The 25211-nt window shown below is 73.9% G+C and carries 23 protein-coding genes; 14 read left to right on the top strand and 9 right to left on the bottom strand.

What is annotated here, in order from left to right:
• Nucleotides 1-218: 218 nt before the first annotated feature.
• Complete coding sequence (locus DDJ31_RS15930) at nt 219-890, bottom strand: carbonic anhydrase (protein WP_127179626.1); 672 nt, start codon at nt 888-890, stop codon at nt 219-221.
• Between the two features lie 336 nt (nt 891-1226).
• On the opposite strand from DDJ31_RS15930, the gene DDJ31_RS15925 reads away from it, so the two are divergent.
• The 3 genes from DDJ31_RS15925 (at nt 1227) to DDJ31_RS15915 (ending at nt 4559) form a co-directional block, all read left to right on the top strand.
• Nucleotides 1227-2912, top strand: a complete 1686-nt coding sequence (locus tag DDJ31_RS15925) for an aromatic amino acid ammonia-lyase (protein WP_127179627.1) — start codon at nt 1227-1229, stop codon at nt 2910-2912.
• Nucleotides 2909-3769, top strand: coding sequence for a MurR/RpiR family transcriptional regulator (locus tag DDJ31_RS15920; protein ID WP_127179628.1), 861 nt, complete (start codon nt 2909-2911; stop codon nt 3767-3769). Before DDJ31_RS15925 ends, DDJ31_RS15920 begins: the two co-directional genes overlap by 4 nt.
• A gap of 196 nt (nt 3770-3965) precedes the next feature.
• Nucleotides 3966-4559, top strand: a complete 594-nt coding sequence (locus DDJ31_RS15915) for a hypothetical protein (RefSeq protein ID WP_127179629.1) — start codon at nt 3966-3968, stop codon at nt 4557-4559.
• A 9-nt stretch (nt 4560-4568) separates the two neighbouring features.
• On the opposite strand, the gene DDJ31_RS15910 is transcribed toward DDJ31_RS15915, so the two are convergent.
• The 5 genes from DDJ31_RS15910 to DDJ31_RS15890 form a co-directional block, all read right to left on the bottom strand.
• A complete protein-coding gene (locus tag DDJ31_RS15910; RefSeq protein ID WP_127179630.1) occupies nt 4569-4943 on the bottom strand; it encodes a hypothetical protein in 375 nt (124 codons plus the stop codon).
• 22 nt (nt 4944-4965) lie between these two features.
• The gene (locus DDJ31_RS15905) at nt 4966-5472 is read right to left on the bottom strand and encodes a roadblock/LC7 domain-containing protein (protein ID WP_127179631.1); all 507 of its coding nucleotides are present in this window, start codon (nt 5470-5472) and stop codon (nt 4966-4968) included.
• Nucleotides 5473-5485: 13 nt separating this feature from the next.
• On the bottom strand, nt 5486-6682 hold the full coding sequence (locus tag DDJ31_RS15900) for a hypothetical protein (RefSeq protein WP_127179632.1): 1197 nt from the start codon (nt 6680-6682) through the stop codon (nt 5486-5488).
• Nucleotides 6679-7104, bottom strand: coding sequence for a hypothetical protein (locus DDJ31_RS15895; protein WP_127179633.1), 426 nt, complete (start codon nt 7102-7104; stop codon nt 6679-6681). The genes DDJ31_RS15900 and DDJ31_RS15895 overlap by 4 nt, the downstream gene beginning before the upstream one ends.
• 171 nt (nt 7105-7275) lie before the next feature.
• Nucleotides 7276-8745 carry a diaminopimelate decarboxylase gene (locus tag DDJ31_RS15890; RefSeq protein WP_127179634.1) on the bottom strand — a complete coding sequence of 490 codons (1470 nt, stop codon included), beginning with the start codon at nt 8743-8745 and terminating at the stop codon, nt 7276-7278.
• Between the two features lie 127 nt (nt 8746-8872).
• On the opposite strand from DDJ31_RS15890, the gene hutU reads away from it, so the two are divergent.
• The 4 genes from hutU to hutI all read left to right on the top strand — a co-directional run bounded on the left by hutU (nt 8873) and on the right by hutI (nt 14599).
• The gene (gene hutU / locus DDJ31_RS15885) at nt 8873-10537 is read left to right on the top strand and encodes a urocanate hydratase (protein WP_127179635.1); all 1665 of its coding nucleotides are present in this window, start codon (nt 8873-8875) and stop codon (nt 10535-10537) included.
• Nucleotides 10538-10776: 239 nt separating this feature from the next.
• On the top strand, nt 10777-11979 hold the full coding sequence (locus tag DDJ31_RS15880; RefSeq protein ID WP_127182768.1) for an allantoate amidohydrolase: 1203 nt from the start codon (nt 10777-10779) through the stop codon (nt 11977-11979).
• Nucleotides 11976-13358, top strand: coding sequence for a formimidoylglutamate deiminase (locus DDJ31_RS15875; RefSeq protein ID WP_127179636.1), 1383 nt, complete (start codon nt 11976-11978; stop codon nt 13356-13358). The genes DDJ31_RS15880 and DDJ31_RS15875 overlap by 4 nt, the downstream gene beginning before the upstream one ends.
• A gap of 71 nt (nt 13359-13429) precedes the next feature.
• Nucleotides 13430-14599, top strand: coding sequence for an imidazolonepropionase (gene hutI, locus DDJ31_RS15870; protein WP_127179637.1), 1170 nt, complete (start codon nt 13430-13432; stop codon nt 14597-14599).
• Between the two features lie 196 nt (nt 14600-14795).
• On the opposite strand, the gene DDJ31_RS15865 is transcribed toward hutI, so the two are convergent.
• On the bottom strand, nt 14796-15722 hold the full coding sequence (locus DDJ31_RS15865; protein WP_164784957.1) for an RNA polymerase sigma factor SigF: 927 nt from the start codon (nt 15720-15722) through the stop codon (nt 14796-14798).
• A 240-nt stretch (nt 15723-15962) separates the two neighbouring features.
• Here DDJ31_RS15865 and DDJ31_RS15860 point away from each other — a divergent pair, with 240 nt between their 5' ends.
• From DDJ31_RS15860 to DDJ31_RS15835, 6 genes are all read left to right on the top strand, one after another.
• Nucleotides 15963-16370, top strand: a complete 408-nt coding sequence (locus DDJ31_RS15860; RefSeq protein ID WP_127179639.1) for an STAS domain-containing protein — start codon at nt 15963-15965, stop codon at nt 16368-16370.
• Between the two features lie 206 nt (nt 16371-16576).
• A complete protein-coding gene (locus DDJ31_RS15855; protein WP_127179640.1) occupies nt 16577-17122 on the top strand; it encodes an ATP-binding protein in 546 nt (181 codons plus the stop codon).
• A 476-nt stretch (nt 17123-17598) separates the two neighbouring features.
• The gene (locus tag DDJ31_RS15850) at nt 17599-18339 is read left to right on the top strand and encodes an LPXTG cell wall anchor domain-containing protein (protein ID WP_127179641.1); all 741 of its coding nucleotides are present in this window, start codon (nt 17599-17601) and stop codon (nt 18337-18339) included.
• 30 nt (nt 18340-18369) lie between these two features.
• Complete coding sequence (locus tag DDJ31_RS15845) at nt 18370-19284, top strand: hypothetical protein (RefSeq protein ID WP_206280687.1); 915 nt, start codon at nt 18370-18372, stop codon at nt 19282-19284.
• The gene (locus tag DDJ31_RS15840) at nt 19281-20474 is read left to right on the top strand and encodes a hypothetical protein (RefSeq protein ID WP_127179642.1); all 1194 of its coding nucleotides are present in this window, start codon (nt 19281-19283) and stop codon (nt 20472-20474) included. Before DDJ31_RS15845 ends, DDJ31_RS15840 begins: the two co-directional genes overlap by 4 nt.
• On the top strand, nt 20471-21772 hold the full coding sequence (locus DDJ31_RS15835; RefSeq protein ID WP_127179643.1) for a hypothetical protein: 1302 nt from the start codon (nt 20471-20473) through the stop codon (nt 21770-21772). Before DDJ31_RS15840 ends, DDJ31_RS15835 begins: the two co-directional genes overlap by 4 nt.
• A gap of 26 nt (nt 21773-21798) precedes the next feature.
• On the opposite strand, the gene DDJ31_RS15830 is transcribed toward DDJ31_RS15835, so the two are convergent.
• Nucleotides 21799-22437 carry a LysE family translocator gene (locus DDJ31_RS15830; RefSeq protein ID WP_127179644.1) on the bottom strand — a complete coding sequence of 213 codons (639 nt, stop codon included), beginning with the start codon at nt 22435-22437 and terminating at the stop codon, nt 21799-21801.
• A 105-nt stretch (nt 22438-22542) separates the two neighbouring features.
• Nucleotides 22543-24039, bottom strand: coding sequence for an oligopeptide:H+ symporter (locus tag DDJ31_RS15825; protein WP_127179645.1), 1497 nt, complete (start codon nt 24037-24039; stop codon nt 22543-22545).
• Nucleotides 24040-24519: 480 nt separating this feature from the next.
• On the opposite strand from DDJ31_RS15825, the gene DDJ31_RS15820 reads away from it, so the two are divergent.
• Entirely contained in the window at nt 24520-25197 is a 678-nt protein-coding gene (locus tag DDJ31_RS15820) for a response regulator transcription factor (protein ID WP_127179646.1), read from the top strand.
• Nucleotides 25198-25211 lie beyond the last annotated feature (14 nt).

Here is a 25211-nt window from a genome sequence, read left to right as displayed (position 1 = left end):
GGGCTTGGGCGCGGAAGTCCGGAGCCATGGGGGCGGGGGAGGGCTCGGGTCGGCGGCGGGCCGGGACCTCGACTCGTGGCGGGCCCGGCCCGCGGCTCGTCGGGTGATCGGGGCGGCGGGGCTTGGGGGACGAGGGCGGCAGGGCTTGGGGGACGAGGGCGGTAGGGGTTACTTGGGGGACGAGGGCGGTAGGGGTTGGGGGACGAGGGCGGCAGGCCCTAGGGGATGAGGGAGACCAGGCCCGTGTCGAGGTCGAAGCGGGCCGCCGCCACATGAGCCGGGACGAAGGCCGGGTCGGCGCGGATGGCGTCGCGGACCCAGCGGGTGTGGGCCGTCATGGTGTGCTCGGCCCAGTCGCCCGGCAGGCCCCGGGTGCGGCGGGCGGCCGGGGCGATCTCCTCCACCAGCAGTTCGAGGTGGCCGGGCACCGGCACCCCGGCCCGCAGGTGATCGAGCGTCGCCGCGACCGCCCCGCACCGCTCGTGCCCGAGGACCAGCACCAGCGGCACCCGCAGCACCTCGACGCCGTACTGGATGGAGGCGAGCACCGCCTCGTCGAGCACCTGGCCCGCCGTTCTTATGCACAGCAGGTCGCCGAGGCCCTGGTCGAAGACCAGCTCGGGCGGTACCCGGGAGTCGACGCAGCCGACCACCACGGCGAACGGGTGCTGCTCGGCGGCCAGCAGCCGCCGGCGTCCACCGCCTTCGTGCGGGTGGAGCGGGCGGCCGCTGGCGTAGCGGTGGTTGCCGGCGAGCAGTTCGTCGAGGGCGGCCCGGGGAGACGGCGGGCGGGGGCCGCCGGTCGTCCCGTTGGGCACCGCCTGAGCGGGGGCGACGGTCAGCGCGCCGACGGCGGTGGCTGTCAGAAAGGCCCTGCGGTTCGAGGCCATGACGCATCCTCAAGGAGTTGTGCCAATGAGCGCACCCTCACGGTAAGCACATGTGTCATTACTCAGCGTGCGCGTTTAACGACCCTTGGTGGTTTCCTCGGCAGATCATCGCCGCGTCGATACCGCTTCTTGATCGGGGGGCGGTGTGCCGGGCCGCGCGGACCGGACTCCGTTGAATCGCCCGTACGTTCGGCTCGTGTGTTCACCTCATGTGTTCACCTCGTGCGTTCGGCTCGGGGAACGGTTCTGGCGCCCCCCTTGCCCGGCTGCATAGCGTCATGCAGAGTTCTCGGTGTCTGAATAACTCGGCCACGGGGTGAGGGGAGTCCAGCCGCCATGGGGTCTCGCGTCGTGGAGGTGCTGGCCGCCGCGCCCTCCCTGCCCACCGGGCTCGTCGTCCTCGACGGGACCGGGCTCGCCGTCGCCGACGTGGTGCGCTTCGCCGACGGCACCGCCCGTCCGGTGCCGGGGACCGACGCGCTGGGGCGGGTCGGCGAGTCCTGGGACGCCGCCCGCCGGATCGCCGCGACCGGCCGCGTCTACGGCCGCTCCACCGGCGTCGGCGCCAACCGCAACGAGGACGTGCCCACCGAGGCAGCCGCCGAACACGGCCTGCGGCTGCTGCGCAGCCACGCCGGCGCGATCGGCGACGAGCTGCCGGCCCGGCAGGTCCGCGCGATGCTCGCCGTCCGCGCCAACCAACTGCTGGCCGGCGGCGCCGGACTGCGGCCCACCGTCGTCACCGCCCTGTGCGAGGCGCTGGAGTCCGGCGCCCACCCGGTCGTCAACGAGTTCGGCTCGGTCGGCACCGGAGACATCGCGGCGCTGGCACAGGCGGGACTCGCCCTGGCGGGGGAGCACCCGTGGCGCGGCGGGGGCACGGACCCCGCGAGCGCCGCCGGGGGGCCGGACGCGGCGGGTGCTGCCTACGGCCCGGACGCGGCGAGTGCTGCCGAGGGCCCAGCGGCCTGGAGTGAGGCCGGGGGAGCGAACCCCGGGGGTGCCGGGGGCCCGGGTGACGGGGGTGCCGGGCGTCGTCCGCTCGGGGTGCCCGCGGCGCAGCCGCTGGACAACAACGACGCGCTCGCCTTCATCAGCAGCAACGCCCTCACCCTCGGCCAGTCCGCGCTCGCCCTGCACGAGCTGCGCGGGCTCGTCGAGGCCACCCAGGTCGTCGCCGCGCTGTCGCTGCTCGCCGTCGACGGCTCGCACGAGGCGTACGCCGCCCCCGTGCACGCCGCCCGCCCGCACCGCGGCTCGGGCGAGGTCGCCCGCCGGATGCGGGAGCTGATCGGCGCCGCCGACCGGCCCACCCCGCCCCTCGGCCGGCTCCAGGACCCGTACGGCTTCCGGTGCCTGCCCCAGATACACGGCCCTGCGCACGACGCCGCCGACGCCCTCGAAGACATCATCACCGTCGAGATCAACGCCGCCGCCGAGAACCCCCTGATCTCCCCCGCGGACCTCGCCGCCTACCACCACGGCGGCTTCTACCAGGCCCAACTCGCCCTGGCCCTCGACCACTTCCGGCTCTCCCTGACCCAGGTCGCGCGGCTCTCCACGTCCCGCCTCTCCACCCTCAACGAACCCGCGTACACCCGGCTGCGCCCCTTCCTCGCCGACGCCGAACCCGCCTCGTCCGGCGTGATGATCCTGGAGTACGCGGCCGGCGCCGCCCTCGGTGACCTGCGCGCCTTCTCCGCGCCCGCCTCCCTCGGCCACGCTGTACTCTCCCGGGGCGTCGAGGAACAGGCCAGCTTCGCCTCGCTCGCCGCCCGCCAGACGCTCCGGGCCTGCCGCGCGTACCGTCTGGTGGTCGGCTGCGAACTCGTCGCCGCCGTACGGGCGCTGCGTCAGCGGGGCCTCGGCGCCGACCCGGAGCTGCCGGTCGGCCGGGCGCTCGCGCTCGCCGAGCCGGTGCTCGACGCGGACCAGGCCGACCGGCCGCTCACGGACGACGTGACGGCCGCGGCCGCACTGCTTGACCGGTTCACGGACATCTGGAGGGGGAGCGGGACATGAGCGCGGAGAGGGACCAGGGCGTGAGCGACAGCCCGGCCGCACGGTTGCAGGCACTCTTCGAGGGGCACCGGCTCACCCCCACCCAGCGGCGCATCGCGCACAGCATGGTGCGGCGGGCCGCCGACGTCCCGTTCCTGTCCAGCGTGGAGCTGGCCGAACTCGCCGGGGTCAGCCAGCCGTCCGTCACCCGCTTCGCCGTCGCCCTCGGCTTCGACGGCTACCCGGCGCTGCGCAAGCACCTGCGCGAGGTCGCGCCCGCCGAGCAGAGCGCCGACGCGGGCACCTACAACGAGTACCAGCAGGCCGTCGAGGGCGAGATCGAGAACCTCAGGCACCTCGCCGAACTCCTCGCCGACCCGCGCCCGCTGCGCCGTGCGGGCCGCCTCCTCGCGGCCTCACGCCCGCTGCCCGTCCTCGGCCTGCGCGCCGCCGCCTCCCAGGCCTACGGCTTCGCCTACTTCGCCGCCAAGGTCCACCCCGACGTCCGGCTGCTGCACGAGGGCGGCACGATGATCCAGGACCGGATCGAGGGCGCCGTCAGGGCCGGCGCCACCGCCCTGCTCTGCTTCGCGCTGCCCCGGCACCCGCGCGAGGTCGTCGACACCCTCGCCTTCGCCAAGGAGGCCGGGCTGACCGTCGTCACCGTCGCCGACTCGGCCTTCGCGCCGGTCGCCAAGGTGTCCGACCTGCTGCTGCCCGCCGCCGTCGGCACCGGCCTCGCCTTCGACACCGCCTGCGCCCCGATGCTGCTCGGCCGGGTCCTCCTGGAGGCGATGTGCGACGACCTGCCCGACGCGCAGGCCGCCCTGGAGCAGTTCGACACTCGGGCGGCCACCCGCGGCCTGTTCGTCGAGTAGCCGCACCGCCGAACGGGCGAACCGCCGAACAGCGGCTGCGAGGGGCCGTCGGCGGCCGTGAGGGGGCGTCGGCGGCCGGACCCGGTCGTGAACAGCCCTCCGGGCCCTCAGATTTCCGGGTTTTCAGGCTCGTCTCACAAACGGCCGCTACCCTGCCGCACCTACGGACGGTGACCAGCTGATCAGGAGGCGGAACGTGGCACGCGCTGCTCGTGGAGGACAGGGACTGGCCCGGGTGGCGGTCGTGGTGCGCGCGGGGGCGGCCCCGCTCTGGTGGCTCGGGGTGTGCGCGGCCGCCATCGGGTTGCTGGTGCCGGGCCTGACCGGACGCCGGATCGGCGTGCTGGCCGGGGCGGCCCTGTTCATCGTCGCGACGGCGGTGGTGGCCACCGTCCGCCGCAAGCGGTACCGCGTCCTGGCGGGCGCGGCGGCCCGCGCGGGCAAGCACGACGTCCTCCAGGACCGCGCGGTGACCGTGCGCGTCTGGCGGCGCGGACACCGCTGGTGGCTGCTCGGGGCCGCGGTGGTCGCGCTGCTCAGCTCCTTCGCGGTGCCGGTCGCCGGTGGCCTGCTGCTGGCCGGCGTCGGCGCCGGGCTGCGCCTGAAGGCGGCCTGGCTCGGCCGGCGCGAGCGGGACGCGGACACCCTGCTCTGGGTCCGCGTCGACTGGCTCGCCCGCGACGGTGGCCGCCCGGCCGCGCCGTCCGTCAAGGGCTACCGCGCCACCGGCATCGCGGCGGGCGACGCGGCCCCCGGCGGAGCCCGCCGCCGCACCGCCGCCCTCGTCTGAGACCCGCTCTCAGATCTCCAGGTCCTCCTCGATCCGGCGCAACTGGTGGCGGGCCATCGCCAGGTTGGACCGCTTGGCGTCCAGCACCAGGTACAGGAACAGGCCGTTGCCGCCCCGGCCGCTCATCAGACGGATCAGGTGGTACTGGTCGGTCAGGCTGATCAGGATGTCCTCGATCTGCCCCTTGAGCCCGAGGTGCTCCATGGTGCGCATCTTGGCGCGCACCACGTCCGTGTTGCCCGCGGCGGCCACGTTCAGGTCGAAACCCTTGCTGCCGCCCAACGTCCCCAGCGCCATCCCGCTGGTGTAGTCGACGAGCGCGACACCGGTCGCGCCCTCGATGGAGGCCAGTGCCTCTTTCAGCGAGGTCTCGGTGTTGGCCATGGCTGTGCTCCCTAGGTTGCTGTCAACTATCAGTGGTGGTGCGCGCGTTGCCGTTCGTGGTGCGTGCGACGCGCGCCGTTCTGGTCCGGGCGCCGACCGGTTTGGCGGGCGGTTTGCCCGGTCTGGCCGGCTTGGGGTGGGCTGCCGCCGCCGCGGCCCGGTGCGCGTCGACCAGTTCGCCGACCCGCGCCCCGGCCCTGCGGCCCTCCATCAGCAGCCGTCCGAGGTTCACCCGGTCCTCGGCGAGCAGCGTCAGCACCGCCGAGCCGCCCGCCGCGTACGTGGCGACGTAGCCGTGCGCCCCGCGCACCAGCAGTTGGCCGACCGCGCCCTGCCCGGTCAGCTCCGCGAGCCGGACCGCGGCGCCGTGCGCGGCCGCGACGAGCGCCGCCATGGCCTCGGGGTCGACGCCCGGGGTGTCCTGGGCGAGCACGGTGCCCTCGGCGCCGGTCACCAGCGCTCCGGTCAGCTGCGGCACCTGCGCCCTCAACCGGCGCAGCTCGTCCAGGACTTCGGGCTCGGCGGCCATCCGGTGTCTCCTCTCAAAGGGCCTCCAGCGCATCTCTGAGCCTCTTCAGCAGCGTGATGTGGGGATCGGACGACAGAAGCTCGGGGCGGGGTGGAGGTGCGGGGACGACGTCCTCGTAGGGGTGCCCGACGGGCGGCGGCGCGGGCATCCGGCCCGGGTCGATGACCCCGGCCGCGGTCAGCCGCCGTACGTCGACCAGTGTGTGGAAGGCCAGCCGGCCCAGCTCGCGGGCGAGGTCGGTGGCCGTGCGGACGCCGTCCACCCGGTCGAGGAGCGTGCGCTGGCGGCGGGTGAGCGCGGGGGCGGCGGTGCGGGTGGAGACGACGAGCGGGGCCTCGTCCGGGCGCGGGTCGGGCCAGATGCGGTGCAGCAGCGCGCGGCGCCGGTAGGTCTCCCGCTCCAGGGCGGCCACCGGAAGCGGACGGAACATGATGCTCGCGGGGGAGGCGGTGACTGCGCCGGTGCCGGTGTAGGTGCCGGGAGGGGCGCCTGTGCCGGGGGTGGGGCCTTGGCCGGTGGGGGCGCCTGGGGTGGCGGTCGTGCCGGTGGCGGGGCTTGAGCCGCCGCCTGTGCCGTCCGTGGCCGCGGCGGCGCCGGTGTCCGCTGTTCCTGGGCGGCCAGTGGTGGCCGCGATTTCTGCGGTGCCCGCGGTGCCTGCTGTCGCGGCCGGGTGAGGTGTACCCGCCTGGTGAGGTGTGCCGGTCGGGAGGGAGGTGCCGGGCGGCCGGGGTATGCCCGTCGCGTCGGCAGGTTCGGCAGGTTCGGCCGGGCCGGGCGGGTCCTCCGGGGTGGCGTAGCGGAAGCGGCCCGGTGTGCGGCTGGGCGAGAGGGCGAAGTACGCGGCGTCGTACAGCGCGGAGAGCTGGCACAGCTCCAGCGCGCCCGGGGTGAGCCGCCCGGCGTCCACCAAGTGCCGTCCCGCGCGCGCCGGGTCGCCCGTCGCGGCGACGGCCGCGCTCCAGTCGTCGGCGGTCAGGACGCCGTGCGCGGTGAGCAGGATGCCGAGCCCCGGGGCGGACGGGCTCTGGGCGTGCACCACCAGGCCGTCGGCCAGGTGCAGGGAGCCGCCCTCGCGGACCAGGACGCCGGTGGCGCGCTCGGCCGCCAGCCGGGTCAGCATCGGCGAGACACCGCACCAGGCCCGGTCGCGGCCGTCGGATCTGGACCGGGTCGGCAGGCGCGGGGGAGGCGTCGTGCGGACGGCGGTCATGTCAGCACCAGCTGTCGCGCCATCTCGCCGAGCCGGATGCGGGCCAGCGCCAGATTGCCCTCGGCGCGCGCCAGCCACAGATGCAGGACGACCGAGCCGTCGAACGACGGTCCCACGAACCGCAGCACGTGGTAGCTGTCCCGGTTGCTGACGATCAGGTCCTCGACCGGCGGGCCGGTGCCCGCCGGGCCGGCCGCGGACTCCGCCCCGGCGTCCGTGGGATCGTCGTCGGGCGCGAACGCCCGCTGCTCGGCGGCGAGCCGGGCGAACTCGGCGGCCTCCGCCGCGGCCGCCTCGTGGTCGCCGCCGGGCGACTCGCCGACCGTGCCCAGCGCCAGTCCGCTGGTCCAGTCGACCAGCGAGGCGCCCCGGGCACCCGGCAGCCGCATGGCCTCCAGCAGACACTCGTCGATTCCGGGCACCGTTCGCTCCCCTCCCGCCTGGGGTTCGGCTGAGTGACGCCGAAGCTACGCAACGTGCGCGGTGCGGGTGAGGGATCTGGCATTTTCCGGTGGAACATGCCACGGGGGACTAACGTGGGTCGGCTGACCCCGGTCGCCTCATCTGATGAACGCCGATCCGGCGCGGATGCGTCAACGGCGCTCAGGTGTCCGCAGGGTCGCGAGCGCACCGGCATGCGCCCCGCCGGATTCGGCCACGATCTCCTCCAGGCTCTGCGGGGTACGGGCCGTCGCGAACGCCACGCCCCCCGAGCCGTCCGGCGCGAAGCCGTACACCCCTGGCCTGGCGAGGGAGTTGTAGGCGTAGTGGTGGGCGAAGTAGTACGCGCCGGTGTCCAGCGCCGCCGCGTAGTCGCCCTGGGCGAGGAGCGGCAGCGACCGGCCCTCGGCGAGCAGGTCGCCCGCGAAACAGGCGGGACCGGCCACGTCCTGCACCACCGGCGGCCCCGTCCTGGGCCGCCCGGAGCCGTCGTACGCGGCGATCCGCAGCGGCCACGCGTCCGGCACGTACACCGTCCTGGTCGCCACCTGGACGCCCGCGTGCGTGACGGCGATCGGCCGGCCGCCCGCGCTCTTGGCGTACTCCACCCGCGCCACCACCGTCCCGTGCTTGGCGAGCAGCGACCGCCCGAACTCGGTGACCAGCCCGTACCGCCCGGAGAACAGCCCCGGCACCTCCCGCGCGAGCAGCCGCGCGTACTGGGCGTAGGTCGGCGCGGTGTCGTCCGAGCCGAAGTTGACGGGCAGCCCGCCGCCGATGTCCAGGGTGTCGATCTGCGGGCGCCCGATCCGCCGGTTGATCTCCTCCGCGAGCGCGTACGTCTCGGCCACGCCCCGCACCATCAGCTCCAGCGGGATGCCCTGCGAGCCGGTGTGCGCGTGCAGCCGGGTCAGCCACGGGCGCTGCTCGTACGCCCGCACCACCCACTCGCGCGCCCCCTCGTCGCGCAGCGCCACCCCGAACTTCGACGTCGCCGTCGCGGTCGAGGTGGAGCCGATGGAGCCCCCGCCGATCTGCGGATTCACCCGGATGCCGAGCGGCGAGCCACTGGTCGCCGACCGCATCAGCGCGTCCAGCCGCTCCAGCTCCTGCGGGTTGTCCGCGTTGACGGCGATGCCGAGCGCCAGCGCCTCCCGCAGTTCGGCGGGCGTCTTCGCGGGCGAGTCGAGGACCGTCCTGGCCGGCGCGAGTCCGGCCGCCCGCGCGAGGGCCAGCTCTCCCGGGCTCGCCACCTCCGCGCCGACGCCCTCCTCGCGCAGCAGCCGCAGCACCGGGACCAGGGGGCACGCCTTCACCGCGAAGGCGTGCAGCACGGGTGTGCCGGGCGCTGTGACCTCGTCGAACGCGGCCCGCAGCGCCGCCGCCGACTCCCTGATGCCGACGACGTCCAGCAGCCCCACGACCGGCGTCGACGGTCCGAGCAGCCCGCGCTCGACGGCGGCCCGCACCGCCAGATCGCGACGGCGGGCCCGAGCGCCCCCGTCCACCCCGCCGCCGGTCGCGTCATCGGGATGGTGCGGGTCGTGCGGGTAGTTCGGGTAGTTCGGGTTGCTCACGTCGTCCCCCGTGCCGTCGCCGGTCGTGTCCCAGTCCGTGCCCATGCATCCAGCCAAACATCCGTGACCCGGCCGGGCCGCCCCGCCCCCTATTGACTAGGTCTATTCAGAAAGTCAGGATGTGAATAACAGGAGAACGCGTCATCGGGAGCAAGCCGCCAGGAGGCAGACCATGTCAGGACCCCGCCCCGTCCGAGCGCCGCGCGGTACGGAACTGAGCGCCCTGGGATGGCAGCAGGAAGCCGCCCTGCGGATGCTCCAGAACAACCTCGACCCCGAGGTCGCCGAACACCCCGACCAGCTCGTCGTCTACGGCGGCACCGGCAAGGCCGCCCGCGACTGGCGCTCCTTCGACGCGATGGTCCGCACGCTGCGCACCCTCAAGCAGGACGAGACCATGCTCGTCCAGTCCGGCCGCCCGGTCGGCGTGATGCAGACCCACGAGTGGGCGCCGCGCGTCCTCATCGCCAACTCCAACCTGGTCGGCGACTGGGCGAACTGGGAGGAGTTCCGCCGCCTCGAAGCACTCGGCCTCACCATGTACGGCCAGATGACCGCCGGTTCCTGGATCTACATCGGCACCCAGGGCATCCTCCAGGGCACCTACGAGACGTTCTCCGCCGTCGCCGCCAAGAAGTTCGGCGGCACCCTCGCCGGGACCATCACCCTCACCGCGGGACTCGGCGGCATGGGCGGCGCCCAGCCCCTCGCCGTGACGATGAACGACGGCGTCGCGATCTGTGTCGACGTCGACCCCCGCGCCATCGAGCGCCGCATCGAGCACCGCTACCTCGACGTCAGGGCCGACTCCCTCGACCACGCCCTCCAGTTGGCCGTCGAGGCCCGTGACGCCCGCCGTCCGCTCTCCATCGGCGTCCTCGGCAACGCGGCCGAGGCGGTCCCGCACCTCCTCGCCATGAACGCCCCCATCGACATCGTCACCGACCAGACCTCCGCCCACGACCCGCTCGCCTACCTCCCGGTCGGCGTCGCCTTCGAGGACATGGCCGACGCCGCCGCGAAGGACCCGGCCGGCTTCACCGACCGCGCCCGGGAGTCCATGGCCCGGCACGTCGAGGCGATGGTCGGCTTCCAGGACGCGGGCGCGGAGGTCTTCGACTACGGCAACTCCATCCGCGGCGAGGCCCGCCTCGCCGGGTACGAGCGGGCGTTCGCCTTCCCCGGCTTCGTCCCCGCCTACATCCGCCCGCTGTTCTGCGAGGGCAAGGGCCCCTTCCGCTGGGCCGCCCTGTCCGGCGAGGCGTCCGACATCGCCAAGACCGACAAGGCGATCCTCGACCTCTTCCCCGAGAACGAGTCCCTGGCCCGCTGGATCAAGCTCGCCGGCGAACGCGTCCGCTTCCAGGGGCTGCCCGCCCGGATCTGCTGGCTCGGCTACGGCGAACGGGACCGGGCGGGCGAGCGCTTCAACGACATGGTCGCGAGCGGCGAGCTGGCCGCGCCGCTGGCCATCGGCCGCGACCACCTCGACTGCGGCTCCGTCGCCTCGCCGTACCGGGAGACCGAGGCGATGCGCGACGGCTCCGACGCGATCGCCGACTGGCCGCTGCTGAACGCCATGGTCAACGTCGCGTCCGGGGCGTCCTGGGTCTCCCTCCACCACGGCGGCGGCGTCGGGATGGGACGGTCCATCCACGCCGGCCAGGTGACGGTGGCCGACGGCACCGCGCTGGCCGGGGAGAAGATCAGGCGCGTCCTCACCAACGACCCCGGCATGGGCGTCATCCGGCACGTGGACGCCGGCTACGAGGGCGCGGAGGCGGTCGCCGACGAGCGAGGCGTCCGGGTCCCCATGCGAGAAGGCGACACCGCGTGACCCGGCCGACCCCCGAACCGGTCCCCGCGACGGAGCCGGCACGGGCGGAGACGGCTGCGCGGGCGGAGACGGCTGCGCGGGCTGAGACGGCGGCGCGGGCTGAGACGGCGGCGGCGAACAGGGAGGCGGCAGCGGCGGCCGAGTCCGCCCCGCCCCGCGAGTCCGCCCCGCCCCGTGACCCCGCCGCGCCCTCTCCCGCCCCGCCCGCCCCCACGACATCGCTGCCCTCCTTCCAGGAGATGTGGCGGGAGCTGGCCCCCATCGGGCGGCACTGCGGCTCCGGTGGGTACCGGCGCTTCGCCTGGACCGGCGCCGACGCCGAGTGCCGGGCCTGGTTCGAGCGGCAGGCGGTGGCCCGCGGCCTCGCCTACGAGGTCGACCGCAACGGCAACCAGTGGGCCTGGCTGGGGGACCCGGCCCGCGGGGACGCCGTCGTCGCCGGGTCGCACCTCGACTCCGTGCCCGACGGCGGGGCCTTCGACGGCCCCCTCGGGGTGGTGTCGGCGTTCGCCGCCCTCGACGAACTGCGCGGCAGGGGAGCGCGGTTCGACCGGCCCTTCGGGATCGTCAACTTCGGGGACGAGGAGGGCGCCAGGTTCGGGCTCGCCTGCGTAGGCTCCCGGCTGGCTGCCGGACAGCTGACGGTGGCCGCGGCGCACGCCCTCACCGACGCGGACGGCGTCACCCTGCCGCAGGCCATGGCGGCGGCGGGCCATGACCCCGACGCGATCGGCGCCGACCGCGAACGGCTCGACCGCATCGGCGCGTTCGTCGAACTCCACGTCGAGCAGGGCCGCGCCCTGGACCTGAGCGGGGACCCGGTCGGCGTCGCCAGTGCCATCTGGCCGCACGGCCGCTGGCGGTTCGACTTCCGCGGCGAGGCCAACCACGCGGGCACCACCCGGCTGGTCGACCGCCGCGACCCGATGCTGTCCTACGCCGAGACCGTGCTCGCCGCCCGCCGCGAGGCACGTCTCGCGGGCGCCGTCGCCACCTTCGGCAAGATCGCCGTCGAACCGAACGGCGTCAACGCCGTGCCCTCCCTGGTGCGCGGCTGGCTCGACTCCCGCGCCGAGGACCAGGCGACCCTCGACACCGTCGTCGACGGCATCGAGAAGGCGGCCAGGGAGTACGCCGACGCCCACGGCGTCGACCTCGACGTCGTCCGCGAGTCCTTCACCCCGGTCGTGGAGTTCGACGACGCCCTGCGCGACGAACTGGCCCGCGTCCTCGGCCGGGACACCGGCCTCAAGGTGCCGGTCCTCGGCACCGGCGCGGGACACGACGCCGGAATCCTCTCCGCCGCGCTGCCGACCGCCATGCTGTTCGTGCGCAACCCCACCGGCGTCTCGCACTCCCCTGCCGAGTCCGCCACCGAGGACGACTGCGTGGCAGGAGTGCGCGCGCTCGCCGACGTACTGGAAGGACTGGCCCGCAAGTGACCGGCACCCGCACGTACTGGCTCGAGCACGCCTGGCTCGACCCCCATGTCGAGCCGGGCGTCACCGTCGAGACCGCGGACGGCCGCGTCACCGCCGTCCGCCCCGGCGTGGACACCCCGCCGCCCGGCGCCGAGATCCTGCGCGGCCTCACCCTCCCGGGGCTGGCGAACGCCCACAGCCACGCCTTCCACCGGGCGCTGCGCGGCACCGTCCAGGCGGACGCGGGCACCCGCGCCGGCGGCGGCCGGGGCGGTGGGCGGGCGCCCGACTCGTTCTGGACGTGGCGCGAGGTGATGTACGCGTTCGCCGACCGGCTCACCCCCGACACCTACTTCTCGCTCGCGCGCGCCACCTACGCCGAGATGGCGCTGGCCGGCATCACCGCCGTCGGCGAGTTCCACTACGTGCACCACGCCCCGGGCGGCACCCCCTACGCCGACCCCAACGCGATGGGCGAGGCGCTGATCGCGGCGGCGGCCGACGCCGGCATCCGCATCACCCTCCTCGACACGGCCTACCTCGCCGCGGGGTTCGGCGAGCCGCCCAACGCCCACCAGCGCCGCTTCTCCGACGGCACCGCCGCCGCCTGGGCCGAACGCTGTTCAGTTCTCAAGGAACGGGATCACGCGCGGATCGGGGCCGCCGTCCACTCCGTACGGGCCGTGCCCGCCGACCAGTTGGCGACCGTGGCGCGGTGGGCCGAGGAGCGGCGGGCCCCGCTGCACGTCCACCTCTCCGAGCAGACCGCCGAGAACGACGCCTGCCTCGCCGCCCACGGCCGCACCCCCGCCCGGCTGCTGGCCGACCACGGGGTGCTCGGGCCGCGCACCACCGGTGTCCACCACACCCACCTCACCGACGAGGACATCGCCCTGATCGGCGCCACCGGCACCGGCACCTGCATGTGCCCGACCACCGAACGGGACCTCGCGGACGGCATCGGGCCCGCCGTCGCCCTCCAGCGGGCCGGCTCCCCGCTCTGTCTCGGCTCCGACAGCCACGCCGTCATCGACCTGCTCGAAGAGGCCCGCGCGATGGAGCTGAACGAGCGGCTGCGCACCCGCACCCGGGGCCACTGGACGGCCGCCGCGCTGCTGCGCGCCGCCTCGGCCGACGGTCACCGCGCGCTGGGCTGGCAGGACGCGGGAGTCCTCGAGACGGGCGCCCTCGCCGACTTCACGACCCTCGCCCTCGACTCGGTCAGAACGGCCGGGCCGACACCCCGGCTCGGCGCCGAGACCGCCGTATTCGCGGCGACCGCGGCGGACGTACGGCACACGGTCGTCGCCGGACGGCACATCGTGCGCGACGGGGCCCACACCCTCGTCCCCGATGTGCCGCGGGCGCTCGCGCGGGCCGTCGACGACCTGCGCGCCTGACCCCCGCGTGCCCGGCCCGCGCGAGCGCCCGCGCCGGCACCTCCCCGCCCCCGGCCAGCCACGAGGACACCATGAGCAGCACCGCCATCACCAACATCGCCGCACTGGTCACCAACGACCCCTCCCTCGGTGACGGATCCCCTCTCGGTCTGATCCAGGACGCCGCGCTCGTCATCGACGGCGAACACGTCGTCTGGACCGGTGAGTCAAGCAAAGCACCCGCCACTGACAACCGGGTCGACGCCGAGGGCCGGGCGGTCCTGCCGGGGTTCGTCGACTCGCACTCGCACCTGCTGTTCGCGGGCGACCGCACCCAGGAGTTCAACGCCCGCATGTCGGGCCGGGCCTACAGCGCGGGCGGCATCCGCACCACCGTCGCCGCCACCCGCGCCGCGAGCGACGCCGACCTCGAACGCACCCTCACCCGCCACCTCGCCGAGGCCCTGCGCCAGGGCACGACGACCTTCGAGACCAAGTCCGGCTACGGTCTCACCGTCCACGACGAGGCCCGCGCCCTACGCGTCGCGGCCGCCCACACCGACGAGGTCACCTACCTCGGCGCCCACATCGTCGCCCCCGAACTCGCCGACGACCCGGCCGCCTACGTCGCGCTCGTCACCGGCGAGATGCTCGACGCCTGCGCGCCGTACGCGCGCTGGATCGACGTCTTCTGCGAGCGGGGCGCCTTCGACGGCGACCAGGCCCGCGCGATCCTCACGGCGGGGAAGGCGAAGGGGCTGCACCCGCGCGTGCACGCCAACCAGCTCTCCCACGGGCCGGGCGTGCAGCTCGCCGTCGAACTCGACGCGGCCAGCGCCGACCACTGCACCCACCTCACCGACGCGGACGTCGACGCCCTCGCGCACAGCGACACCGTCGCCACGCTGCTGCCGGGCGCCGAGTTCTCCACCCGCGCGCCCTGGCCCGACGCCCGCAGACTGCTGGACGCGGGCGTCACGGTCGCGCTCTCCACCGACTGCAACCCGGGCTCGTCGTTCACCTCGTCGGTGCCGTTCTGCGTGGCGCTCGCCGTGCGGGACATGGGGATGACCCCGGACGAGGCGGTGTGGGCGGCGACGGCGGGCGGCGCGCGCGCCCTGCGCCGGGACGACATCGGCCGTCTCGCCCCCGGCGCCCTCGCGGACCTCGTCGTCCTGGACGCCCCCAGCCACGTCCATCTGTCCTACCGGCCGGGCGTGCCCCTGGTCACGGAGGTGTGGAAGCGCGGCGAGCGCAGGTAGCCGGGCGGCGGACGCCGGTAGCCCGGGTAGCCCGGGTGGTCGGGGGCGGGCGCCGGTAGCCAGGCGTTGAGTGGCGGACGCCGGTAGCCGGGCGGCCTCCGCAGGGACCCTCCGGACACGACAAGGCGCGGTGTGCCCTGCGGCACCCCGCGCCACGCGCTCACTCCGGCGTGGTCATCCCGTGGCGCTCACGCGCTCACTCCTCGACGGTCAGCCCCCTGCGCAGCCGCACCAGCGTGCGCGACAGCAGCCGGGACACATGCATCTGGGAGATGCCCAGTTCCTCGCCGATCTCGGACTGGGTCATCCCGGCGACGAACCGCAGCGACAGGATCTTCCGGTCCCGGGACGGCAGTTCGGCGATCATCGGCTTCAACGACTCGACGTACTCGATGCCTTCGAGCCCGTTGTCCTCGTAGCCGATCCGGTCCGCGAGGGTGCCCTCGGAGTCGTCCTCGGCGGGCTGCGCGTCCAGCGAGGAGGCGGTGTAGGCGTTGGACGCCGCCATGCCCTCGACGACCTCTTCGGCGGCGATGCCCAGACGCTCGGCCAGTTCGGCCACCGTCGGCGCGCGGTCCAGCTTCTGCGCCAGTTCGTCGCCGGCCTTCGCCAGGTCGAGGCGGAGCTCCTGGAGCCTGCGCGGGACGCGCACGGACCACGAGGTGTCACGGAAGAATCGTTTGATCTCGCCGATGATGGTTGGCATCGCGAAGGTCGGGAACTCGACCCCGCGGGACAGCTCGAACCGGTCGATCGCCTTGATCAGACCGATCGTGCCGACCTGGACGATGTCCTCCATGGGCTCGCTGCGCGAGCGGAAGCGGGAGGCGGCGAACTTGACCAGCGCGAGGTTCAGCTCGACGAGGGTGTTACGGACGTACGAGTAGTCGTGCGTGCCTTCTTCGAGGGATTCGAGCCGCTCGAAGAGGGTCTTGGACAGGGCGCGCGCGTCGACCGGTCCCACCTCGTCGTACGGCGGGATCTCCGGAAGTCCGTCGAGTCCTGCGGGGCCGGCTGCGGCGTCCGCGTCACCGTCGATGGGATCCAGATGTTCCGGAAGGGATGTCGACGTCGCCTGCTGGGTATGCGACGCGTCGAGCCGGGGTGACATGATGTCCTCCATCGTTCTCGGCATATGGCTGCCGAAGCCAAATACGTGCACTGCGGTGTGCGGCGCCTCCAAAGCCGGCCGTGTCGGTTGCGTTCCTTTACTAGCCCTACCCGTTTTCCTGTACCCGCCGCAAGTGCGTTACCTGGGCATATGTCCGTTTGATGGCGGTTGTTCGGGTGTCGGAGAGTGTGAGGAAGGCGTAGTGTTCGGACGCGTCAGTCAGCAGGCACGACGTCGGGAGAGAGAGACGGCATGGACCGCGGGACGGTCGGCAGCACACAGTCTGGCCGGCTTCTGGTTGAGGTGCGCGAAGTGGGCTCGAGCGCTGTCGTGACACCGGCGGGTGAGCTGGATCACCACACCGCCGATCTGTTGCGCGAGCCGCTCGAGGAGTGCCTCGCCAAGGGCTTCAGCCGGTTGGTGGTGGACTGCGCACGGCTGGAGTTCTGTGACTCCACCGGCCTCAACGTACTGCTCGGTGCCCGGCTGAAGGCCGAGGCCGCCGGGGGCGGGGTCCACCTCGCGGGCATGCTGCCCGTGGTGGCCCGGGTCTTCGAGATCACCGGGGCGGACGCGGTCTTCACCGTGCACGCCACGCTCGACGACGCCCTGGCGGGAGAGACCGACGGGGGGAAGGACGGCACCGGCGAGGCCGGCTGACCGGCCGCAGGGCCCGCCCCGGCGACCCCTTTTTGACCGGCACTTTCCGGGCGCCAAGCCCTCGGTGTCGAAACAGGGGGTGTTCCGCCGGTCCGGTCGGGCAGGAGACATCCTGAACATGGTCGGCGGGCGGCCGGCGGAACAGCCGTCGAGTCGCGTGCCGACTTCTGAAACGTGAACTGGTGAATCGGTGAGGTGAAGCGCTGATGAGCACCACCCGGCCTTGCTCGCCGGGCGACCGCGGCCCGGAGCCCGGTGGCGCTTCCGGTGCGTCCGAGGGGGGCGCGTCCGGAAACGGTGCGTCCGAGGGGGACGTGCCCGCGTCGTCGGCGACCACAGTGGACCGGCAGGTCCGCAGGCTGAGCTTCGAGGGCCAGAGCGGGGTCGTCCCGCTCGCTCGCGACTTCGCGCGCCAGGCGTTGTACGCGTGGGGCTGGCTGCCCGCCGCCACGGCCGACCGGAGGGCCGCGGCGGAGGACGTGCTGCTCGTCGTCTCCGAACTGGTCACCAACGCCTGCCTGCACGCCGAGGGCCCCGACGAGCTGCGGATCGGCTGCGACAAGAAGGTGATCCGGGTCGAGGTGTCGGACCGCGGCGCGGGCCAGCCCGCCCCGCGCACCCCGCACCGCTCGGGCCGCCCCGGCGGCCACGGCATGTTCATCGTGCAGCGGCTCTGCCTCGACTGGGGAGTCGTCCGCACGACGGGCGGCACGGGCAAGACGGTCTGGGCGGAACTGGGCGCACCGGCGTAACGCCCGAGCGGCGGCGCCGAGACGGCGGCGCCGAGACGGCGACGGCGACGCTGAGACGGCGACGCCGAGAGGTGAAACCGGAGGGGTGAGGTCCGAACGGACAGTGCCGCCCGGACCGCTGGTGAGACCCGTGCGAACGGTGCCGCCCGACCGGTGGTGAGGCCCGGACGGACGGTGCCGCCCGGACCGCTGGTGAGACCCCAGCGAACGGTGCCGCCCGACCGCTGGTGACCGGGTGCGCCCGACCGGCGGTGACCCGGTGGCGTTCGACCGGCGGTGACCCGGCGGCGCTCGACCGCTGGTGACCCGGCGGCGCCCCGCCGTGTGAAGACGGCTCGCGAGTCCCGAAGCGGCTCGCGGGCCTTTTCCGTGCGCCCGATCCCCACAACTCGGGGCCGCGCCGTGTCTTCCCTCCTCTCGACCCCGGGCGTACCTTGACGGCCGATCTGATGTGCCGTCAGGAATGAGGGTGGACCGTGTCGTACCAGAAACGAACCGCCGCGCTCGCGTCCGTCGCGGCCCTGGCCGGCTCGGCGGTGCTGATGTCCGCCCCGGTGGCCCACGCCTCGGTCGTCGACGTCAACTACCAGTGCAAGACGCCGATCGGCGACAAGAGCGCCGTCTCGCCCATCGACATCAAGGGCGTCAAGAGCGGCGCCGGCTACCGGGTCACCATGTCCTGGCAGAAGGGCGTCTCCTCCAGCCCGGTCGAACTGGGCAAGGGCGCGATGAGCCCGAGCGCGACCATCGTGCTGGGCGGCGCGGACAGCGGCACCCTCGCGGTCTCCGGCCCCGCCAACCAGGCCGCGATCCCCGCCAACACCCCCATCAAGATCAGTGACTTGACGGGTACCTACACCCCGAAGAAGACCGGCAAGGTCACCTTCACGCCGGGCGTCCTCACCATCAAGGCCCTGGGCACCACCACGACCTGCACCCCGTCGAACACCCCGGGTCCCGCGCTCACCCTCGACGTCACGGCGGCGGGCGGCGCCTCCGACTCCGGTTCGTTAGGCGGCAGTTCGACGGGCTCGACCGGTTCGACGGGCTCGACGGGTTCCGCCGGCTCGGGCTCCGGCGGCGGCACGCTCCCGCAGACCGGCCCGGCCGACTCGGCGATCGCCCTCGGCACCCTCGGCGCCACCGTGCTGCTCACCGGCGCGGCCGGCACCCTGTGGCTGACCCGGCGCGGCCGGGCGGGCCAGGCGCGTCGCTGACCACGCCCCGGACGACCGCAGGAGCCGCCCATGCGCCCCACGCCTCCCCGACCGGACGTCACCCGCGTCCTGGTCCTGTCCCTGCTCCTGCCGCTGACCCTGCTGCCGGCCCGCGCGGTGGCCGTCCCGCGCGCCGCGGCGGCCGACACCGGCTGGTCGCTCGCGCCCGCGGGCGGCGGACGGCCGTCCTTCTACGCCGAGGGCGCACCCGGCACGGTCGTGCGGGACAGGGTGTCCGTGACCAACGGCGGCGGCCACCCCGTCACGGTGAGCCTCGCGGCCGATGGCGTCCTGGCCGCCTTCGCCGACCCCCGGGTCCTGGTACCGGCCCGCAGCCGGGCCGAAGTGCCGTTCACGGTACGGGTGTCGGGGGACCGGACGGGCACGATCACCGCCCGTGACGCGGTGGGCCGCACCCGGTCGGTGCCGCTGCGGCTGCGGGCGGGCGTCCCGGCGCTCTCCGCGCTGACCGTCGAGCGGGTCGTCGTGCGCGCCGACCGCATCACCTACGACATCGTCAACCGGGGGACGACGACGCTGAGTCCGCGGCTCGCCGTGCGCGCGGACGGCGTCCTCGGACCGGTCCTCGACCGCGCCCCGCGCACCCTGCCGGTCCGCCTCGCGCCGGGCACCCGCACGAGCCTCGCCGAGCCGTGGCCCGACCGTCCGGCCCTGGACGCGGTCGACGTACGGCTCACCGTGACCGCGCCCGACGGCACCCGGGCCACGGCCGGCGCCTCCGCGCGCTTCGTGCCGTGGGCGGCGGTCGCCGGCTGCGGGGGCGCGGTGCTGGCGACGGCGGCGGGCGTCACCTGGGCCGCCGTGCGCCGTCGGCGCGGACGCCCGAGCCGCAAGTGCTCCGCCCCGGACGCCCCAACCGCCGTACCCGGCAACCGAATACGCCCGCTGTCGGAAGCCGGGACGACGACGGGAGCGCCGACGTGAGGGGCAGAGCGCGGATCGCGGCGCTGGCGACGGTGTGCGCGCTGCTGCTCGCGCCGTCGGCGGGGACCGCGTCGGCGGCCGGGGGGCCGTCCGTGAAACTGTCCACGGCGCAGGCGGGCGTGGGTGGTTCGGTCACCGTCACCGGCACGGGCTGGCGGGCGCGCACGCTCCTCATGGTGCTGGTCTGCGGGCAGGGCACCCCGGCCGCGGGCGTCGTCGGCGGCACCAACTCCTGTGCCAACGCGGACGGTCGGGCCGTCACCACGGACCCGGCGGGCCGGTTCAGCCGGAAGCTGCCGGTCGCCGAACCGCCGGTGCCGTGCCCGTGCGTGGTGCATGTGGCCACCGTGACCGGCGACAAGGCGCAGGCCGACGCCGCGTTCCAGGTCGCGGGGCACCCGGTCAGGCCGCTGCCCGCGGAACCGGCGGGCGGCCGGCTCGCGATCCTCACCGACCTCAGGCTCGACGGCTCCAGCGGCCTGCTCACCTGGTTCGGGGCGCCGCCCGCCCGCACCCTGGTCCTCACGGTCGGCAACCTCGGCACGTCAGCCGTCAAGGACCCGGTCTTCCACGTCGGCACCGCGCACGGGGTGTTCGCCCCGCAGTGGGACGAGCAGCAGTGGCGCGGCACCCTCGCACCCGGCGACAAGGCGCGGGTGGCGCTGCCGCTGGAACTGTCGGCGGGCGCCCACGGCGACTACACGGTCTCCCTGAAGTACGACGGCAAGGTCCTGGCCGAGCAGCCGTGGGGCGTGGGCCGGCCGTGGGGCGTGACGGTGTTCTGGGTGCTGCTGTGCGTGGTGGTGCCGACGGCGGTGTTCCGGCTCGGGATGGCGGCGGTGGACCGCCTCCGCCCCGGCCGGACGAAAGGCCGCGGGAGGACGGGGGGTCGCGGCCGGACGGGAGGCTCCGGGAGGTCGGGAGGCCGCAGGCACGGCACCGGACCCTGGCGCGCACCGCAACTGGCGTCGCGCCTGCGTCACTTGACCCGCGGAAGCACCACCCCCACGACGCCCCCGCCCCCGCCCATGACCCCGTCCTCGGCCCCGGCCCTGCCGTGGTTCACCCCGGAGACCGGGCCTGGCCAGGACGGACGGCTCTCCGCACCGCACGACGACAGCCCGACGAGTTCTCCGCCCCCACCGGATTCGGCGGGGTGGACGACTCCCACCAGGAAGGGACCCACGTGAGCGAGCGAAGGAGAGTCACACCGGGCGGCGGAGGGCGGCTCGGCGCGGCCGGGGCGGCCCTGGTCCTCTGCGCGGCGGGCACCGCGCTGGGGCTGGCCGCAGGGCCCGCGCAGGCGGCGGAGGTGTCGTACGCCACGCACTGCGTGCCGCCCGCGGGCATCGACCCGGTCGACGGCACCACGAAGGTCGAGATCACCGCCCCGGCCACCGCGAAGGTCGGTGACACCGTCGACGTCGTCTGGAAGTTCATGCAGGCCGCGTCGGAGAACCCGGACATCGTCGACCTGCCCGCGGACTCCGTGCAGCCGTCAGGCACCCTCAAGGCGACGGGCGCGCAGACCGCGTCCGTCGCCATGCAGGGCACCCGGAAGAACCCGGCGATCCCCAAGGGCGCGACGATGGTGCTGTCGGACATGAAGGGGACGCTGAAGCTGACGACGGCGGGCGAGGTCACGCTCACGCCGGACGCGTACACGGTGAACGCGTTCTCCACGGACACCGCGTGCGCGCCGACGGAGACGGTGCCGAAGGCGGCGACGATCGAGGTGACGACGGGCACCGGCGGCTCCACCCCGACCCCCACGGACAGCGCGACCCCCACGCCGACGTCCACGCCGTCGCCGACCGCGACCGGTGACGACAGCGGCGGCTCGGGAACGGGCGGCCAGACGGACTTCACCGGCAAGGAGGTGCAGATCCCGTACACCTGCCAGTCGCCGATCGGGGAGAAGAGGGCCACGTCGCCGATCCAGATCAACGCCAAGAAGGACGGCGGGAGTTACGCCCTCACCGTGCAGTTCAAGAAGTCGGTGATGGACAGCCCGGCCGACATCCCGGCGGGCTCGGTGAAACCGTCGATGGACGTCGTCCTGGGCGGCGCCGACAAGGGGACGGTCCATGTGACGGGCCCGACCAACCCCGACGCGATCAAGAGCGGCGACCCGATCGGCATCCCGGACCTGACCGGCACCTACAAGCCGGGCGCCAGCGGCTCGTCGACCCTCTCGCCCGGCGTGCTGACCATCGAGGCGCTGGGAACGACGACGACCTGCACACCGGACACGACGGCGGTCTCCCTCACCCTGGACACCACCGAGCAGGCGAGCGGCGCCTCCGGGGGTTCGTCCACCAGCGGCGGAACGACCTCGGGCGGCACCTCGACGTCCACCTCGGGCGGCCTGGCCGAGACGGGCGCGAACGACCACGGCCCCCTGAAGGCCCTGGCTCTGGTCGCGGGCACGACGGTCCTGCTGGGAGGAGCGATCTTCACCTTCATGCCAAGCCGCAGATCCCGCTGACCCCACACCGGCTGACCCCGCCCCCCTCAATCCCCCCGCCCAGTTGCCGCCACCGTCACCCCCAGGCCGATCATCGTCAGGCCGCCCGCTCCGCCGATCAGGGAGAGGCGGCGGGGTGAGCGGGCGAACCAGTCGCGGCCTGTTGCCGCCAGCAGGCCCCAGGCCGTGTCGGAGGTCACCGCGATCAGGTTGAAGACCAGTCCGAGCAGCAGCATCTGCGCCGCCACCTGGCCCTGGGCGCGGTCGACGAACTGGGGCAGCACCGCCGCGAAGAACACGATGGTCTTCGGGTTGGCCACGCCCACGGTGAACCCTTCGAGCAGCGTGCGCAGGCCGCCGTGGGCGGGTGCCTCGGTGGTGAACGCGGACCGCAGCGAGCCCCGTCGGCGCCACGCCCTGACGCCCAGGTACACCAGGTAGCCGGCCCCGGCGAGCTTCAGCGCGGTGAAGACGAGGACCGAGCGCTCCACGATCGTCCCGACGCCGAGGGCGACCGCGACGACGAGGACGCAGGCGCCGAGCGTGTTGCCGACGACCGTGGTCAGGGCGGCCCTGCGGCCCTGGGCGAGGGCCCGTCCGATCACGAACAGCACGCTGGGGCCGGGGATCACTATCAGCAGGAACGACATCGCCGCGAAGGCGAGCAAGCGGTCGGCAGACACCATGACGCTCATGGAAGCACGGGAGGGGTCCGTTCCTCCGCCCTTTTCCGGCCGGTCAGGGGCCGGGAGGCGGAGGGGCGGACCCCTGCGGCGGGTGCGCGGGCGGTGTCAGTTCACGTCGCCCATCAGCGCCTTCACGCGCTTGCGGTACATCCACACCGCGATCCCCGCCGCGACCGCGAGCACCGCTTCGAGGGCGACCACGCCCGTCTTGTTCAGGTCGACGCCCGCGATGGACAGCAGTCCGGTCGTGGCGTCGCCCGCCGTGACCGCGAGGAACCAGACGCCCATCATCTGCGACGCGTACTTGGCGGGCGCCATCTTCGTGGTGACCGACAGGCCGACCGGGGAGAGCATCAGCTCACCGACCGTCTGCACGAAGTAGATCGCCACCAGCCAGAGCGCCGCCGCCTTGTGGCCGCCGTCGGCGATGGCCAGCGGGGCGAGGAACAGGAAGAAGGACAGGCCGACGAGGATCAGGCCGAAGGCGAACTTGGTCGCCGTGCTCGGCTCCTTGCCGCGCCGGGCCAGCGCCAGCCAGAGCGCGGCGAACACCGGCGCGAGCGCCATGATCAGGACCGGGTTGACCGACTGGTACCAGGAGACCGGGAAGCCCCAGCCGAGGACGGAGTTCTTCGCCGAGGAGTCCGCGAAGATCGACAGCGTCGAGCCGCCCTGGTCGTAGATCATCCAGAACACGGCGGCGGCCACGAAGAACCAGATGTACGCCGACATCTTCGACCGCTCGGCGCGGTCGAGCGTCCTGTCCCGCTTGATGCGGCCGAGGACGACGACCGGGATCACCAGTCCCGCGACGGTGATCGGGACCATCACCCAGTTCAGGGTGTAGTGGCCGGAGACACCGACGACCGTGTAGAAGACCAGCGCGACGGCCGCCCACAGCGCGGACTTGCGCAGCGTCGACGCCTTCTCGGCCTGGCTCATCGGGGTCGGCACCACGTCCGACCGCGGGCTCAGGTAGCGGCCGCCCAGCAGGAACTGGGCCAGCCCCAGCGCCATGCCGACCGCGGCCAGCGCGAAGCCCAGGTGCCAGTTGACGTTCTCGCCGACGGTGCCGATCGTCAGCGGCGCGACGAAGGCACCGACGTTGATGCCGATGTAGAAGACGGTGAAGCCGCCGTCGCGGCGCGGGTCGTCGGGACCGTCGTAGAGGTGGCCGACCATCGTGGAGATGTTGGCCTTGAGGAGACCGGAGCCGATCGCCACCAGGCCGAGGCCCGCGTAGAAGCTGCCCGCGTACGGCAGCGCCAGCGTGAGGTGGCCGAGCATGATGACCGCGCCGGCCACCGCGACCGTCCTGCGCGGGCCGAGGACGCGGTCCGCGAACCAGCCGCCGGGCAGGGCGAGCAGGTACACGAGGGACAGGTACACCGAGTAGATCGCGGTCGCGGTGGCCGCGCTCAGGTGCAGGCCGCCGGGAGCGACCAGGTACAGCGGGAGCAGGGCCCTCATGCCGTAGTAGGAGAAGCGCTCCCACATCTCGGTCATGAAGAGGGTGGCCAGTCCGCGGGGGTGGCCGAAGAAGGTCTTCTCGGGACCGGGGGTGCCCGGAGTCGCCGAGTCCTTCGTCAGGCTGGACGCCATGGTCGTTCCTTGCTGGTCGGGACGCGTGCGCGTGAGCGGGTCGCGCCCGGTGGGGGGAGGCCGGCACCGGCGGGGTCGGGTCCGTCCACCCCACGCCCTCGGGGAGTCCGCCCCGGGTCTCGGAGCGGGGGACGGCGACCACCGGGATCCACGCCCTCACCACGGAGGGCCCGGCCACAGGTCGTTCCGTGCGGGCCGGTGCGCACCGGCCCGCACACAAAAGAGACCCTCAGCGTCCAATAGGCGCCAAAGGTCCCCGCGATGCTACAGGCGTTCATTCACCATAAGGCAGGACACTGCCTGATATGGAAGGACTTGAGAGATGGATCACAGGTTTTGAGGGAACCGCGCGCCGTGTTTCCAAGGTGCCCCTCCGCATCGCACCCCACAGACACAGGTTCGTGGCGGTACGCCCAAAGGTAAGAGCCGTGGGGGCCGATCACACCACAGCACGTGTCACCGGCGGACTACCATCACCCCATGACCCGTGTACTGCTCGCCGAGGACGACGCGTCCATCTCGGAGCCGCTGGCCCGCGCCCTGCGCCGGGAAGGTTACGAGGTCGAGGTGCGTGAGGACGGACCCACCGCGCTCGACGCCGGAATGCAGGGCGGTGTCGACCTGGTCGTACTGGACCTCGGGCTGCCCGGCATGGACGGCCTCGAAGTGGCCCGCAGGCTGCGCGCCGAGGGCCACGCGATCCCCATCCTCATCCTGACCGCCCGCGCCGACGAGGTGGACACCGTCGTCGGCCTGGACGCGGGCGCCGACGACTACGTCACCAAGCCCTTCCGGCTGGCCGAACTGCTGGCCCGGGTCCGGGCCCTGCTGCGGCGCGGCGCCGCCGAGCCCGCGCAGCCGCCCGCCACCCACGGCGTGCGGATCGACGTCGAGTCGCACCGCGCCTGGATGGGCGAGGAGGAACTCCAGCTCACCGCCAAGGAGTTCGACCTGCTGCGGGTCCTGGTGCGGGACGCGGGCCGGGTCGTCACCCGCGACCAGTTGATGCGCGAGGTCTGGGACACCACCTGGTGGTCGTCGACCAAGACCCTCGACATGCACATCTCCTGGCTGCGCAAGAAGCTCGGCGACGACGCGGCCAACCCCCGCTACATCGCCACCGTGCGCGGCGTGGGCTTCCGCTTCGAGAAGAGCTGACCCCCGCGAGACCG

Source organism: Streptomyces griseoviridis (assembly GCF_005222485.1).
In the GTDB taxonomy this organism is placed as follows: Bacteria; Actinomycetota; Actinomycetes; order Streptomycetales; family Streptomycetaceae; genus Streptomyces; species Streptomyces hintoniae.
This window is presented reverse-complemented; position numbering and strand designations above follow the sequence as displayed.

What these genes read in the sequence shown, in the direction of transcription:
- DDJ31_RS15890 (WP_127179634.1), bottom strand. Translation starts at nt 8,745, where the DNA reads ATGGGCACGGACTGGGACACGACCGGCGACGGCACGGGGGACGACGTG.
- DDJ31_RS15905 (WP_127179631.1), bottom strand. Translation starts at nt 5,472, where the DNA reads ATGGCCGCCGAGCCCGAAGTCCTGGACGAGCTGCGCCGGTTGAGGGCG.
- DDJ31_RS15825 (WP_127179645.1), bottom strand. Translation starts at nt 24,039, where the DNA reads ATGGCGTCCAGCCTGACGAAGGACTCGGCGACTCCGGGCACCCCCGGT.
- DDJ31_RS15880 (WP_127182768.1), top strand. Translation starts at nt 10,777, where the DNA reads ATGTGGCGGGAGCTGGCCCCCATCGGGCGGCACTGCGGCTCCGGTGGG.
- DDJ31_RS15925 (WP_127179627.1), top strand. Translation starts at nt 1,227, where the DNA reads ATGGGGTCTCGCGTCGTGGAGGTGCTGGCCGCCGCGCCCTCCCTGCCC.
- DDJ31_RS15865 (WP_164784957.1), bottom strand. Translation starts at nt 15,722, where the DNA reads ATGGAGGACATCATGTCACCCCGGCTCGACGCGTCGCATACCCAGCAG.
- DDJ31_RS15910 (WP_127179630.1), bottom strand. Translation starts at nt 4,943, where the DNA reads ATGGCCAACACCGAGACCTCGCTGAAAGAGGCACTGGCCTCCATCGAG.
- DDJ31_RS15930 (WP_127179626.1), bottom strand. Translation starts at nt 890, where the DNA reads ATGGCCTCGAACCGCAGGGCCTTTCTGACAGCCACCGCCGTCGGCGCG.
- DDJ31_RS15920 (WP_127179628.1), top strand. Translation starts at nt 2,909, where the DNA reads ATGAGCGCGGAGAGGGACCAGGGCGTGAGCGACAGCCCGGCCGCACGG.
- DDJ31_RS15820 (WP_127179646.1), top strand. Translation starts at nt 24,520, where the DNA reads ATGACCCGTGTACTGCTCGCCGAGGACGACGCGTCCATCTCGGAGCCG.
- DDJ31_RS15900 (WP_127179632.1), bottom strand. Translation starts at nt 6,682, where the DNA reads ATGACCGCCGTCCGCACGACGCCTCCCCCGCGCCTGCCGACCCGGTCC.
- DDJ31_RS15855 (WP_127179640.1), top strand. Translation starts at nt 16,577, where the DNA reads ATGAGCACCACCCGGCCTTGCTCGCCGGGCGACCGCGGCCCGGAGCCC.
- DDJ31_RS15860 (WP_127179639.1), top strand. Translation starts at nt 15,963, where the DNA reads ATGGACCGCGGGACGGTCGGCAGCACACAGTCTGGCCGGCTTCTGGTT.
- hutU (WP_127179635.1), top strand. Translation starts at nt 8,873, where the DNA reads ATGTCAGGACCCCGCCCCGTCCGAGCGCCGCGCGGTACGGAACTGAGC.
- DDJ31_RS15845 (WP_206280687.1), top strand. Translation starts at nt 18,370, where the DNA reads ATGCGCCCCACGCCTCCCCGACCGGACGTCACCCGCGTCCTGGTCCTG.
- hutI (WP_127179637.1), top strand. Translation starts at nt 13,430, where the DNA reads ATGAGCAGCACCGCCATCACCAACATCGCCGCACTGGTCACCAACGAC.
- DDJ31_RS15830 (WP_127179644.1), bottom strand. Translation starts at nt 22,437, where the DNA reads ATGGTGTCTGCCGACCGCTTGCTCGCCTTCGCGGCGATGTCGTTCCTG.